We start from the raw sequence: 13,830 nt of genomic DNA, 5'->3' as shown, positions 1-13,830 counted from the left end.
TTAATTGATTCAATAGTAATTACATAATGGGAAAGGTGGCATTGAACACCCAGCCGATCATGGTGAATGCAACCAATAGAAGAGCAAATAGCGTTGCAAGCAGCCGCCATTGCATCACTTGCTTGAGTAGAATGAATTCAGGGAAGCTTGCTGCGACCGTACTCATGCAAAAAGCCAGGGTTGTACCTATGGGTAATCCGTTGGTGATGAGGCTTTCCATCACGGGGATAACGCCTGTCGCATTGGAGTAGAGCGGGATACCGAGCAAAACTGCGGCTGGAACTGACCACCATTGGCCAGCACCTAGATATGACTCTATAAAGCCTTCAGGGACGAAGCCATGTAGAGTTGCACCCAGTCCGACACCGATGAACACCCACTTCCATACCCGACGAAAAATAGTGACCACTTCCTCTTTGGCGAAAGTATGTCTTTCTGCCAGAGAGAGGGGGGCTGTATCGTCTGAAAGCGCTGGCGTATCAATCTGACTATTAGCCTCGGCCCCTTGCTTTAATTGTCCCTGTTTGAGGGCGTTTGCTGCAAAAGGCTGTAACCAACGTTCAGCCTTGATAGCATCAAGGAATATCCCGCCTAATATCCCTACTGTCATACCCAGAGCAATATAAACAAGTGTGAATTTCCAACCGAGTAAGCTAACTAACAAGAGTACTGCGACTTCATTGATCAGCGGCGAAGTGATCAGAAATGCCATGGTGATCCCCAAAGGGATCCCCGCTGAGGTGAAACCTAGAAAAACAGGAATACTAGAGCAGGAGCAAAATGGGGTAATGGCTCCAAAGAGTGAACCTAGTGAATAACCAAGCGCCCGGTGTTTTCCAGCAAGGTAATCCCTTACCCGTTCGACGTTAAGAGAGGCTCTTATCAGAGCAATCACGTAAATCATTACCAGCAACAGGGCAAAGATCTTGAGGGTGTCGTCAATGAAAAAATGCAGGGCACCTGCGAATTGGGTTTCTGGTGATAGACCCAGCACTGAATACACCAGCCATGAGGCGATGTCGGTGAATACTTGGAACATACTTCGTCCTTAGCAAAATGATTATCTATGGATAAAGACGAAGCATCAGAGAAAAGGATTCGCTTTTTTTTGAAATAATTGAAAAAGCCCCCTAAGCGAGTAGAAGGGGTGGGGAATGCCCCCAAAAACGGCTTTTTCAATGACTCTAAATGTTATCAATGCCTTTGCGGGCATACTGTACGTGGATTTTGTACTCAGGTGTGGGTTTCAGTTATTCAGAATAATCGTGGGAGTTATCACTGAATAACTGCGGCAAATCTTTTTGTTGTCTAGGCTGATAACAAGCATTGTTAGGCAGGGCTAAATATGAAAAAGCAGTTGAAGGTGGTGGTAACAGGCGGGCCGGGAGGTGGCAAAACTACGGCGCTGGACTTGTTCCGTAGGGAGTTAGGCAACAAAATCGCTGTTGTCCCTGAGGCAGCGACCGTCCTTTTTTCCGGAGGGATTACCCGATCTGAAGATGAGCAAGTACTCAAAATGATCCAAAAAACCATTTTCCAATTGCAGAAAAACCTCGAAGATATCAATAAGGCACATTATCCAGACCGGTTGCTGGTGTGCGACAGGGGCTCATTGGATGGTCTAGCCTATTGGCCAGGAAACGAAAAGGACTTCTTCAAGCAGGTGAACTCAACGTTTGAAGAGGAAATATCCCGTTATGATGCGGTGATCTTTTTTGAATCAGCTGGGGCGACAGGCCATGACATCAGCAGTAATAATCCGGTAAGAAGCGAGTCATCAGAACAGGCGGCACGACTGGATGTAGTCCTGCAGAATATCTGGGCTAGGCATCCAAATTTCTATTTTGTCGGTAGCTCTGAGTCATTTGTGCGAAAAATCATGTTTGGCATCATGACGATTGAGAATGTGATAAACCGATATCAGCGTGAATAGCCGAATCATTAATCCTGCTCAAGTGTTGATTTACTTAGTCTTAAGTTAAGCAGCGACATACCACCGACCATCAGGAAGATCAGGGTGGCAATGGCACCGGCTAATCCGAAGTCCTGCCCCCCTCCGCCTTCGAAAGCGATACGGTAGGTATAACTGACCAGCAAATCGGTATAGCCTGCTGGCTCTGATGTACCAACCATGTTGGGCCCGCCTGCTGTCAGTAGTTGGATCATTACAAAGTTGTTGAAGTTGAAAGCAAAACTTGCAATTAGTAATGGCGTTAAAGGCTTGATTAACAGTGGCAGTGTGATCATGAAAAAATTTTGTATCGGACCAGCGCCGTCAATGGCGGAAGCTTCGTACAAATCCTCGGGGATCGACTTCAATAGCCCCATGCACAAAATCATCATATAAGGGAAGCCAAGCCAAGTATTAACCAATACGACCATAAACCGGGCTAGTGTAGGATCAGAGAACCATGACGGTTTAATGCCAAACATAGCATCGAGCATCATGTTGATTTCGCCAAAGCTTTGGTTAAACAAACCTTTGAAAATAATAATAGAAATAAACGAAGGGACTGCGTATGGGAGAATTAGTAATACTCTGTAAATACCACTACCTTTCAAAGGTTCCCATTGAACAATACACGCTAAAATCATCCCTAAAGCCAGTGTCAGGGCAACAGATAAAAAAGCAAAAACAACAGTCCAGATGAAAATCCCAATGAAAGGTTCTTTGATACCGTCATCGGTTATGACACGCTCGAAGTTGGCATTACCTACTCCAACTACAAAACCTGGTGAAATGGGGTCACCGACAAAGTTACCTTTATTGTCGACAGGTTGATAGAACCCAGTTTCCAAGTTGGGTTTATAACGCTGTTGGTTTTGGTTATTCAGCAGGCTCAGGCCATCTTCCTCGACGGTGAAGAGAGGGGTTTCGGCTGCAAACCTTCTCAAGCCGCTCATGCGGATGTGTTCACCGTTTGGCATGATTAGTTCAATTTTGTTCAGGTTTGAGCGGTTCTGGACGATGGTACGAATGATTTCTTTTTCACCCGTTGCAGCATCAATGGGCTGCAGCTCCATGAAATCGGCTACTGATGGATTGGAAATATCGAATACTTCAGAAGCAAAGAGAGTATTGTCAGCTTTGATAACTAGTTGGTGCCCTGCATCCACCTTGTAGAGATCAAATAAGTAGCTCTTGCCTGACTGAAAGCTGCGCTGAACAAGGATTGCTTGAGCCCTTTCAAGGGTTAACTGGTTCGAAGCACTGTAGTTGGTAAATGAAAGTCCAATGGTATAAACCAAAGGGAAAATGATGAACACTAGCATCCCGACAACACCCGGGAAGATATAGCGGTGGGCGTATGTCTTTTTGCTGCCAAAAATATAGAGGCATAGTGTGGTTAGGACAACCGTAAGAAGTGCAAAAGGGGTTTCGCCCTTTGCATACATCAATACGGTTGCATAACCGTTTACAATGCCAATCGCTCCAAGTAGTGACCATTTAAGCCACCAACGGAAATTGAATTTGGAGCTTTCTTGTTGTGAATTCAAACCCTAGTCACCTTATTATTAAAATAGGGGAACTTTCACTTTAAATAGCTATTTAAGCATGTGTCCGGCTGCTTCATCCAATGCCTCATCAACATCTTGGCGACCATCAACAACATTTTGAATGGCATTGCCTAAGGCATACCAAAATGCAGTCATCTGCGGAACATTAGGCATAATCTCACCGTTTTGTGCGTTCTCCATCGTGGCGGCAATGCGGACATCTTCTTCAATTTTTTTCTGGAATGATTTCAGTGCGACCGCGCCGAGTGGTTTGTCATCATTTACCATACCCAAGCCCTCGTCAGTGAGTAGGTAGTTCTCTATAAACTCAACGGCAAGATCTTGGTTGGGTGAGACGGAGCTTATGCCTGCAGTCAATATGCCGACAAATGGCTGTGAAGGGCTGCCATTTAGCTCGGGTAATAGCGCGACGCCGTAGTTAATACCTGATTTATCAATATTACCCCATGACCAAGGGCCATTGATTGTCATCGCCACGTTCCCCTTGTTGAACTCAGCTTCAGCGATGTTGTAATCCATATCTGGCGAGATAACTTTTTTATCAACCAGTGATTTAATAAAGTTCATACCGCTTTCGGCACCAGCATTATTAACACCAACATCTTTGACGTCATAGCCTTTATCCGTGCTTTTGAACGCGTAACCGCCATCAGCAGAAATGACAGGCCATGAAAAATAGGGCTCTTTCAAATTCCACATGATCGCTTTTTTGCCATTTTCCTGAAGCTTTTTATCTAGAGCTTCAATGTCTTCCCAGTTCTTAGGTGGGGTAGAAACCAAATCTTTGTTGTAAATTAAAGAGAGCGCCTCAACTGCAATGGGGTAGCCAATATACTTACCGTCATACCGAACAGCATCCCAGGTAAAGTCGATGATCTTATCTTTTAGTTCCTTGGAGGGTTTTACTTCAATCAGCAAACCTGATTTGGCATAACTACCGAAACGGTCGTGTGCCCAGAATACGATATCTGGACCATCACCAGCCGCAGCGACTTGAGGGAACTTCTCAGACAGGCCATCTGGGAAAGCAACGGTGACTTTCACACCTGTATCTTCCTCAAATTTCTTACCGACTTCAGCCAGACCGTTGTAGCCTTTGTCGCCATTGATCCAAATGGTAAGCTGGCCTTCTTCTATCGCTGCAAACGTATTAACTGAGCCAATTGTGGCAAGGGTACAAAAAGCTGCAGTGGTAAGGGCTTTTTTCATCTTTTGTATCCTTCTCGGTGGTGATTGTTTATGCTGCAGAAAAGCCTCGGCAGTACGTTTTTTGGTGATCATTTCTTTTTATTATTGTCTAGCTATGCCTGAGAAATTATAGACTCATTTTGGCAGCCAACTTAATCTGATGATAAAACTGCGAATCTAAGTGATAGCCAACTTTCAAAAGCGTGGTTTGGTCATAACGTTAAGCGTTAACAAAGAATGCTTTTTAAAGAGTCATGAATTTTAACTTTTTGGGTCAACACGGTTATTTATATGACTGTAGATATTAGCTGTAAATAATGGTTTTCTTTCGTTTTAATAAACATGTCAACCTTAGCCCACTTCTATTTTGTCGAACTTTATAATTGGCAGTTAGCTGTTGTATTTTAGGTTTATAGTAGCCGTAGCGAAGTTTTCATTTGTTGTTTTCTTAATTTTAAGAATGCAGTTGAATTAACATGGATTTCTCGCAAATAATACTTTGTCTTTATATTTATACATTGACGATATGAAAATAGTGATATTCTTTATCATGTAAAAATAATATGAAGTAATTTTTTGTCTTAATAAAAACAAGAAAATACAAACGCTAAATTAATCGCTGTCAGCGTTGGTTAGAGGCTCGAGCACAGCAAAGCTTGCTCGTTAAAGGAAGAATATATAACAAATTAAAAAGCAAAAAGGTCCATTATAGGAGCGCTAAAAATGAAAAAGCATACGCTGAAATTGACTGGTGTCATTTCGACCATGATGGTTTCTACATCAGTTTTGGCAGAAGTGGATTTTCACGGCTATATGCGTGCAGGTATTGGTATCAGTGGTGATAACGGCCAGCAGGTGCGCTACGAGTCTAATAAAATTGGCCGTCTCGGTAACGAGGATGACCTCTATGCTGAAGTCCAGTTAGGCAAAGAGGTTTATAACCAAAATGGTAAATCCTTTTATGTCGATTCGATGGCCGCTTGGCTCTCCAATGGCAGTAACGACTTTGAGGGGACTAATACCTCTTGCGAGTTGGTTCAAGATACACAAGAGATCTCTTGTAACAATGATGCGCAATTTGCTATTCGTCAGTTCAATGTTAAGGCCGAGGGGCTAATTGCTCGCGATCCAGGGGCCGTTATCTGGGCTGGTAAACGTTACTACCAACGTCATGATATTCACATTACTGATTTTTACTACTGGGATACCTCAGGCTCAGGGGCGGGGGTTGAAAATATATCTGCTGGCCCTGGCAAACTGTCATTAGCCGCTCTTCGCCAAGATGACGGTGACGTCAATGTGAATAATTTGGATATCCGTTATGCTGAATTAGGGCTATGGGATGAGGCTAATCTCGAACTTGGCTTTAATTACGGCTTTATCAATGAGACCGATGACCAGAAGGGAATGGGTATCAGCGATGATCCACTAATGGTGACAGCTGAGCTTACCATGGCTGATGTAGTTGGTGGCCTAAACAAAGTCATACTTCAATATGCGACAAACAGCTATGGTGCCCAAATGGCTGGACTGGAGGCAGGTAACTCTCCTGAAGTTAGTCCTGGGTCAGATACTCTTCTTAACGGTAGCGATGGCAGTGACGGTTATCGAATCATTAACTGGGGGGTGATGGCCCCATCGGATACCTGGGAAATTGGTTACCAACTTGTCTATGCCCGTTCGACTTTTGATAATAAGGACGATCACGACATTTTTAGTGTAGTTGTTCGTCCAATGTACAAATGGAATGAATACAACCGTACCGTGTTCGAGGCAGGTTGGTTTACCGAAGATAATAGAGTAGATAAGGACTTAGATAATAATAATGCCGATGCCTCTGCGGGTAAATTTACCATCGCCCAAGCTTGGTCAGCCGGTAGTAGCTTCTGGGCTCGCCCTGAACTTCGAGTGTATGCCAGTTATATAGAAGATTATGAAGATAACTCGATTGGCAAAGCGGGTGACTCGGAATACAACCTGGGTGTTCAGGTGGAAGCATGGTGGTAAGAGGTATAGAGAGATAGGGAATGCTTAAGTCAATCTCCATAATTTTATCCCTGTGCATCATTATGACTTCGGGTTGCTCGTCAGCACCCGAAGTCAGTACTCAGGCTAAAAGTCCTACCAAAAATAGGGCTGTTTCTGCAGCAGAGTTAAATTGGCAGGAACTGGCGATGCCGTTAGATATCAATTTTGAATTTAACGAAACAAGTCAGGTACTGGTCAGTGATGAGAGTACAGGCCCGGTTGCCAGCTTTGTTATTCCAGTAACGAGTACGCCGATTGAAATGGTGCTCACCAGTTATGTGGATAGCAAATTAACCTTGTATAACCCAAATGTATTGGTAACTGATCCCGAAGGGGAGGTGCTTTATCACATTGAGTCGGGCGAATTCAAATATATACCAGCAAGGCTTTTGCAAGGAGATCAAGTTCAGGCCAAGTTTACCATTGTGCCGAAGTTCGGTACTGAGCGAGTCAATGTTTTAATCTATACCACGGCTGAAGATCTTAAGGGAAGTACCACGGTGTTGCACCCTGCCAAAGCGTTCGCGATTGGAAAAGGCAACCAGCCTCCTAGTATCCCAGATCTAACGGCATTGCATAGTAAATATGGCCAGCTACATTTAACGGCATTGGCGTCAGGTCATGGTCATCAAGGCAGTGCTTATGCTGCGACCGAGTATCAACCCGCTAGAGATAGCGGCAACATAGACTATTTGGATTCAATTCAAAACAGCGTAGAGCAAGGTGATATGGATCAGGCCATTACCTTGTTAAATGAAGCGGAGAAAAGGGGCGTACCGAACGCCAGAGAGACCTTCATTAATGCTGTTGAGAACCAAAAGGGAGTTAACTAACACCTTAAATGAAAATTACAGATTAGATGTAAGCTATGGCTAAGTTGGACTTCGATGAAGCTTCAACGGGTCATAGCTTTTCTTTTTTATTCTCTTCCCGCGGCGTAAAACAACAAACATGTTGATTTCCATCGAGCTTAACTTTACATGCCGTCATCAATTGCTTTTTCAATTTCCCTCGAGCGCGCAAAAGACGCGATTTGACGGCAGGTAGGGTGAGGCCATGCCGATTGCCATATTCTTGCTGAGTCATTCCTCTTATGTCACAAGCCTTTAATACGTGACTGTCTTGTTCTGGAAGTTCCGTCAGTACCCGGTTCAAGCATTGGGTAAGCGTGTCGATGACAGCCTCTGAGTTTGTCTCTTGTTCGATATCCTGCTCAAGCGGATCAAGGCGCTTTTTCCGGCGGTGGTCTATCAGCAGGTTATTGGCGACACGGTAAAGCCAAGCGCATGGATTATCGATATCACAAAACTCTGTATCTTTGAGCATGGCGCGGATAAATACTTCTTGGAGCAAGTCTTCGGCCAGAGCCTCGTCGTGGGATTTTGCTTTGAGCCAGTGACTGAGAGGTTGGGCGTGTTCTGACCAAGCTGACATCAAGCATGGGCGGGCGCTTGTTGCTGATCCTTTGGCAAGCTTGATGGTTTGTTCAGTAAGAGACTGGCTCATTGTTGTGTCATTTCCATTTATGCTAATCGTACGCAGTGATATTACGCCAAAGTGGATACCAAATCAGGCATCTCACGTTACTGAAATCGCCCGCTTAAATTTTGTTTTTACCGAGCGCCAATGGGTGACCGGCGCTGTTGGTGCCTTGTCCAGTAGGTGTTGGTAATCTTCTGCCGCAGGACTTATTTCGCCGCCGTGGGCAAGCAATACGCTCGTTGGCGATAGATTGATGACTTTCTCAATCGAACTACGATAACGTTTTGGGTAGAACACAGGAAAAGGCGGAATATAGCGCCCTTTGACTTTCACCATTAAATCCGCGACATAAATTTTGCCTGAATCCTTGTGATATAAAGATAAATCTCTGTCGGTATGACCTTGGGTTGCCAGAGCTTGCCATTCGGGGAAACCGGGTAAGGGTTCTTGGTCATCCAATAAATAATCCGGCTTCAGTTTAGCGTCATACCATAAGTTGGTACGGGGCTTGTTCATTCGCTTTGCCACCCATCCAGCCAGTAGCAAATCGGTCCAGTGCATCAGTGCACCGTCAATCCCTTGGTACCAGTGACCTGGTACATTAGCAGCGGCAATTGCGCAGCCTGTAAGCTTTCGAAGGCGGTGTGCAGCCCCAGCGTGATCGGGGTGCATATGGGTTACGACCACCAGTTTGAGATCTTTGGTAGGACGATTGAGTTCCTTAGCAATGAAATCCAGCAAAATAGGGATATCTGCCCTACAGCAACCATCAAGCAATAGCAGTCCATAACGGTATTCAACAAGATATATCGATTGGATGTAGCCATTGATGTGGTGAAGTTTCATCATGATATCCCTATATGGATGACAGCGGTTGAGCCTTTCCGTAATGAAATCATTATTTAACAACTCATCAGACCAATCAAGCAGGGAATTGCATGGTTGTGGCAGGTATAGGGGTATAGCGGAAATTTTCGTAGGAGAGTATGAGGAAAAAAGCCCAGCAAGCCTGTTATGAGTGGTAGAGCGAGCAACTTGCCGGGCAAAAAAGTGAATATAACGAATAGAGAACAGGTTAAATTTCCCAATCACCTCCTAGTGCCTTGTTAAGGCCAACAACCATGTTGGCAGTCTGAAGGCGTGCTGCGACTACTTGGTCACGCATTGCATGCTGCTGACGTTGAGCGTCCAGTACTGATAGGTAGTCAATCAAGCCCGCTTTGTAGAGTGAAAGCGCTTTGTTTACCGCTTTGTCAGTTTCAGTTTCAGCCTCTAACAGCAAGGCTTGGTACTGCTGGCTATTGCCGTAGCCATTGAGCAAGGTTTCCACCTCACCAATAGCGCTGTTAAAGGCGTGTTGGTAGGAGAGGGCACTGGCTTCGAAGCGAGACTCTTGCAGCGCTATCATGGCATCGGTGCGTCCACCGTCGAAGATGTTCCAGCTAACACCCAAACTCGCCATCCAGGTCGCCGAGTCACTGCTAAACAAATCATCAAAGTCGTTGGCCAATACTCCCGGCGCACCGGTCAGGTAGAATTTCGGATACTGGTTGGCAACCGCAGCGGCCAGCTCGGCATTCTGGGCCGCCATTTCCCGTTCGGCGATCCGTAGATCAGGTCGCCTTTGCAACAGATCAGACGGCAACCCTGTTGGAATAACTCCGTCAAAGGTTGGTAATGGAGAAGCACTTGCAAGACGCTGTTTTATTTGCCGTGGTGATTCACCCAGTAAGATCCCCAAGCGTTGCTGGTGGGCATTCTCAGCGGTTTCTAGCTGGGGGATCACTGCTTTAGTGGCTGCTAGCATGGCTTTGGCTCTAGCAACATCGAGTTGGGAGCCGTAGCCACTGCGATGGACCTTTTCTACCAGTTCCAGCGTTTGCTGCTGATCGTTAACAAGATCGAGGGCGATGGCTTTGCGTTCTTGTGCTCCCCGGAGTTGCAGGTAATTGTGGATCACATCACTGGTGATCAAGGTTGTCAGCCCTTGTCGCATGATCTCGGCTTGCTCGGCGCGGATCGAAGCCGCTCTGGCTTGGTTGTCGATACGGCCAAACAAGTCTAGCTCCCACGCGATAGTCATTCCTGCATGGAAGGCACTTTGATCACTGTCGAGAATCGGGGTACCCAGTGGATTGTTGGACGACACAGCAGCACCGAGCAGTGGGTCATTTTCACTAATGCCATACGAGGTGTAGCCAGCGCCTAGACTAACCGTCGGCACTTTGAAGGACTCGACGATCTGATTAAAAGCCTGGGCAGATTTGATCCTCTCTGAGGCGACTTTCAACGGGATATTCTGGTTTTGTGCATCCTTGATGAGCTGATTAAGCGTTGGATCATTAAATTGTGACCACCAATGGGCACTGATCGGCTCATTCGCTAGACGCTGGTTTGAGTTGGTTCCTTCCACAGATTGGTTCAGGAAGGTATCAGTCAGCGAGTGGCTTGGCTGCTGATAATCAGGCGCCGATGCACAGCCGGTTAGGATCAAGGCAACCGCTAATACCGATAGGTTAAGCTTGTTCATTAGTCAGTTCCTCGTTAGCCAAAGTTTGTGGTGTTGGTTGTTTCAAATCGGCCCGGTAGAACAGGCGATATAGGGCTGGCATCACAAACAGGGACAATACTGTCGCTGCAGCCAAGCCGCCTATAATGGTTGCAGCCATTTGGTCAAACAGTCGGTCGGACAACAATGGGATCATACCTAGGGCCGTTGTCAGGGCGCCCATCGAGATGGCCATGGTGCGGTTCAAAGTTGCTTCTTCGATTGCTTCTTCTAACCCTTTGCCGTTGTTCCTTTCCAGTTCGATTTGATCCATTAGGACAATGCCGTTCTTGATGATCATGCCAGATAGGGCGATAGCACCGATTAACGCCATGAAACCGAAAGGTTTATCTGTCATCAACAGGAACCAACTTGCACCAGTGGCAGCCAGCGGCACTGTGGTAAGGATGATGATGGGTTGCTTAAAGCCATTGAACAGCGCAACAAGGATGATCACCATAATCAACAAGGCTTTAGGCAGCTGTTTGAAGGTATCGGTAATTGCCCTGTCTTCATCGTAATATTCACCGCCCCACTCAAAGCTATAGCCATAAGGAAGCTCAATAGCTTCTATATCTTCGATAAGCTCTTTGCGCACATCAGATGCCGTCATACCCGTAACAGCTGCTTGTACCGTGATGGCAGGGACACGGTTGCGACGCCAAATCATGCTCTCTTCGTCTTTGAGTTCGAATTTGTCGACCACCTGACCAAGAGGGACAGAGTGCATACCCATAAGAGAGCGTACTGGCAGGGTTTCTAGCGAACCAATGTCAGCCTCTGCGCTACGTATCTTGATAGGGATAAGCTCATCACCTTGATGAAGTTGTGCCAAGGTAACGCCCTCTGTTGCACGTTGGATAGCCAAGGCCACATCAGTTCGGTTGATACCTGCGCGACGCGCTTGCTCTTGGTTCAGTTGAGGTACGATGACCTTACTTTTCTGGCGCCAGTCATCACGAACATACTTGGTGTTCGGATGGGCTTGCATAATGGCTTGGGCCTGTTTGGATAAGTCATGCAGCACCTCAGGATCTGGGCCGATAAACCTCCCTTCAATGCTGAACTTGTCTTTGGTGGCAAGCTTAAGTGCACGGAAACGCGGCTCTGCATGAGGGAACTGCTCTTGTAGCCACTTATCGCCCCGGCGCTCAAGCGCTTCAATACCATCAAAATCATGGGTATTGATTAGGATCTGGCCGTAACTTGGATCATAAGGCTCCGGCTCTACCGTTACCGAGAATCGCGGTGCGCTGGCTCCTACAAACGTAGTAAAGTCTTTCACTTCTGGTTGCTCACGAAGCCAATCTTCGATACGAACCATATCTGCTGAAGTCTGTTCTATTTGAGCGCCATTGGGTAACCAGTAATCGAGGAAGACCATCGGACGATCAGAGGTTGGCATGAAGTTAACGGCAATATGTGGTACCACAAACGCAGTAACACCAAGCAGCGGGATTAATAGGCTAAGCCCCTTGAGCGGGTGGCGCACTGTATAGTGGACGGCTTTGCGGTACAAGGATGGTTTGTTTTCTGATGGAGCATTATTTGATGCCGATTGTTTTTTGCTCGGTTTTATCCATGCCCAACACATCAAAGGCGTGATGGTCATCGCTATCAGCCACGAAAGTAGCAGTGATGCACACATTACCCAGAATACCGAACCGGCAAATTCTGCTGAGTCTGTTTTAGAGAACATCACAGGGCTGGCACCCATTACCGCAATGAAAGTAGCAGCAAGAAGTGGTACAGCGGTTTCCTGAACGGTTTCTTTTGCTGCGCTTAGTCGATCGATACCTTTATTGATCTTTGAGATGATCATGTCTGTTACGACAATCGCATTATCAACCAGCATACCCAGTGCAAGAATGAAGGTACCTAGCGAAACCCTTTGCAGATCAATCGCATCTATCTTCATGTAGATCAGAGTTAGCAGAATAGTCAGCATCAAGCTGCTGCCGACGATCAGCGCACTTTTCATGCCCATGAATAGCCATAGGATCACAACAACAATGGCGACACTTTCCACCAAATTGGAGACGAAGTTGTTGATCGACTTTTGAACTTCTTCCGGTTGGAAAGCAACGGTGTTGATCTCGACGCCGAGTGGTAAGGTCTGCTGGTATTCATCAATCACCTGGTTGAGTTGGTCACCAAGAGACACCACATTGATACCGGAGTTAGGGCTTACTGCCAGTGTAATAGCATCAATGCCATTGAAGCGGCTTTCAGAAAGGGCTGGTGTTTGGTAACCCATTGAGACAGTGGCTATATCGCCAAGTCGGATAAGGCCAGTACCTAAATCACCAATGCCACCTTTTATCATCAGGTTTCGGATATCGTCCAAGCTAGTGAACTCACTGCCTTGGTCGATACGAATGCGTTCGATACCTGCCTTGAATTTACCCGCTTCATAAATCATGTTTTGGCTAGCAAGTTGGTTGATCACCTGAGCGGAAGAGATACCATAATCAGCCAAACGTTCATCAGGAAGGTCGATATTTACTACTTGGTTGCGTACGCCGTGCAGCTCTATTTTCTTGATACCTTCGACGGCTTTCAGGCGGCGTTGAAGTTCTTTGGCATAAAGTCGCAGCTCGCTAGGTTCAATACCCTCTCCCGTGACCGCAAATAGCATGCCGTACACTTCAGAGAACTCATCCTGAACAATGCTGATCTGGGCGGTTGGCGGTAAGCTGAGCTTAACGTCATTGACCTTACGGCGAAGCAAGTCCCACTGCTGGGGAAGATCTTTGGAGTTGGTCGCCTCTTGGAGGTCGACAAAAATCATCGAGCTACCTGGCCTTGAGAGTGAACGCAGTTTCCACAGCGTCTCCATCTCTTGCAACTTAGTCTCGATTTTATCTGTGACCTGTTCTTCAACTTCTTGGGCTGATGCACCCGGGTAGAGCGTCACGACAACGGCGCTTTTAACGGTAAAGGTCGGGTCTTCAAGCTTGCCAAGCTTGAAATAGGACGTGATACCGGCGATCACGCAGAGCACACTGAAAAAAACAATGAAGGTGCGCTGTCGAATGGCAAATTCTGCAAGGTTCATCTTGGTC

At 46.3% G+C, this 13,830-nt stretch carries 10 protein-coding genes; 3 read left to right on the top strand and 7 right to left on the bottom strand.

Going from position 1 to position 13,830, the window contains the following annotated elements; all coding sequences use genetic code 11:
• Positions 1–19: 19 nt before the first annotated feature.
• Positions 20–1,039 (bottom strand): permease, encoded by a 1,020-nt coding sequence (locus tag C9J01_RS05330; protein ID WP_107297042.1) that lies wholly within the window; start codon positions 1,037–1,039, stop codon positions 20–22.
• 306 nt (positions 1,040–1,345) lie between these two features.
• On the opposite strand from C9J01_RS05330, the gene C9J01_RS05325 reads away from it, so the two are divergent.
• Entirely contained in the window at positions 1,346–1,933 is a 588-nt protein-coding gene (locus C9J01_RS05325) for an AAA family ATPase (RefSeq protein WP_107297041.1), read from the top strand.
• An 8-nt stretch (positions 1,934–1,941) separates the two neighbouring features.
• Here the strand turns inward: C9J01_RS05325 and malF are convergent, their stop codons facing one another.
• Both malF and malE read right to left on the bottom strand, forming a co-directional pair.
• Positions 1,942–3,498, bottom strand: a complete 1,557-nt coding sequence (gene malF / locus C9J01_RS05320) for a maltose ABC transporter permease MalF (RefSeq protein ID WP_107297040.1) — start codon at positions 3,496–3,498, stop codon at positions 1,942–1,944.
• Between the two features lie 48 nt (positions 3,499–3,546).
• Positions 3,547–4,728, bottom strand: a complete 1,182-nt coding sequence (gene malE / locus C9J01_RS05315; protein WP_107297039.1) for a maltose/maltodextrin ABC transporter substrate-binding protein MalE — start codon at positions 4,726–4,728, stop codon at positions 3,547–3,549.
• 702 nt (positions 4,729–5,430) lie between these two features.
• Here malE and C9J01_RS05310 point away from each other — a divergent pair.
• Complete coding sequence (locus tag C9J01_RS05310) at positions 5,431–6,714, top strand: maltoporin (protein WP_107297038.1); 1,284 nt, start codon at positions 5,431–5,433, stop codon at positions 6,712–6,714.
• A gap of 20 nt (positions 6,715–6,734) precedes the next feature.
• Positions 6,735–7,568: a MalM family protein gene (locus C9J01_RS05305; RefSeq protein ID WP_107297037.1), complete on the top strand. Its 834-nt coding sequence runs from the start codon at positions 6,735–6,737 to the stop codon at positions 7,566–7,568.
• 70 nt (positions 7,569–7,638) lie between these two features.
• Here the strand turns inward: C9J01_RS05305 and C9J01_RS05300 are convergent, their stop codons facing one another.
• From C9J01_RS05300 to C9J01_RS05285, 4 genes are all read right to left on the bottom strand, one after another.
• Entirely contained in the window at positions 7,639–8,241 is a 603-nt protein-coding gene (locus tag C9J01_RS05300) for a sigma-70 family RNA polymerase sigma factor (protein ID WP_107297036.1), read from the bottom strand.
• Between the two features lie 72 nt (positions 8,242–8,313).
• Positions 8,314–9,063 carry an MBL fold metallo-hydrolase gene (locus tag C9J01_RS05295; RefSeq protein WP_107297035.1) on the bottom strand — a complete coding sequence of 250 codons (750 nt, stop codon included), beginning with the start codon at positions 9,061–9,063 and terminating at the stop codon, positions 8,314–8,316.
• A gap of 229 nt (positions 9,064–9,292) precedes the next feature.
• Positions 9,293–10,747 (bottom strand): efflux transporter outer membrane subunit, encoded by a 1,455-nt coding sequence (locus C9J01_RS05290; protein WP_107297034.1) that lies wholly within the window; start codon positions 10,745–10,747, stop codon positions 9,293–9,295.
• Positions 10,734–13,823, bottom strand: a complete 3,090-nt coding sequence (locus C9J01_RS05285; RefSeq protein WP_107297033.1) for an efflux RND transporter permease subunit — start codon at positions 13,821–13,823, stop codon at positions 10,734–10,736. The genes C9J01_RS05290 and C9J01_RS05285 overlap by 14 nt, the downstream gene beginning before the upstream one ends.
• Positions 13,824–13,830: the final 7 nt, after the last annotated feature.

Origin of the sequence: Photobacterium rosenbergii (assembly GCF_003026455.1) — a bacterium.
In the GTDB taxonomy this organism is placed as follows: domain Bacteria; phylum Pseudomonadota; class Gammaproteobacteria; order Enterobacterales; family Vibrionaceae; genus Photobacterium; species Photobacterium rosenbergii.
Note: the sequence above shows the minus strand (reverse complement) of the source record. Positions and strands in the feature narration are given on the sequence as shown.

Bases quoted from the DNA above. Each gene is read 5' to 3' on its own strand.
- C9J01_RS05330 (WP_107297042.1), bottom strand. From the start codon at position 1,039: ATGTTCCAAGTATTCACCGACATCGCCTCATGGCTGGTGTATTCAGTG.
- C9J01_RS05325 (WP_107297041.1), top strand. From the start codon at position 1,346: ATGAAAAAGCAGTTGAAGGTGGTGGTAACAGGCGGGCCGGGAGGTGGC.
- malE (WP_107297039.1), bottom strand. From the start codon at position 4,728: ATGAAAAAAGCCCTTACCACTGCAGCTTTTTGTACCCTTGCCACAATT.
- C9J01_RS05310 (WP_107297038.1), top strand. From the start codon at position 5,431: ATGAAAAAGCATACGCTGAAATTGACTGGTGTCATTTCGACCATGATG.
- C9J01_RS05305 (WP_107297037.1), top strand. From the start codon at position 6,735: ATGCTTAAGTCAATCTCCATAATTTTATCCCTGTGCATCATTATGACT.
- C9J01_RS05300 (WP_107297036.1), bottom strand. From the start codon at position 8,241: ATGAGCCAGTCTCTTACTGAACAAACCATCAAGCTTGCCAAAGGATCA.
- C9J01_RS05295 (WP_107297035.1), bottom strand. From the start codon at position 9,063: ATGAAACTTCACCACATCAATGGCTACATCCAATCGATATATCTTGTT.
- C9J01_RS05290 (WP_107297034.1), bottom strand. From the start codon at position 10,747: ATGAACAAGCTTAACCTATCGGTATTAGCGGTTGCCTTGATCCTAACC.
- C9J01_RS05285 (WP_107297033.1), bottom strand. From the start codon at position 13,823: ATGAACCTTGCAGAATTTGCCATTCGACAGCGCACCTTCATTGTTTTT.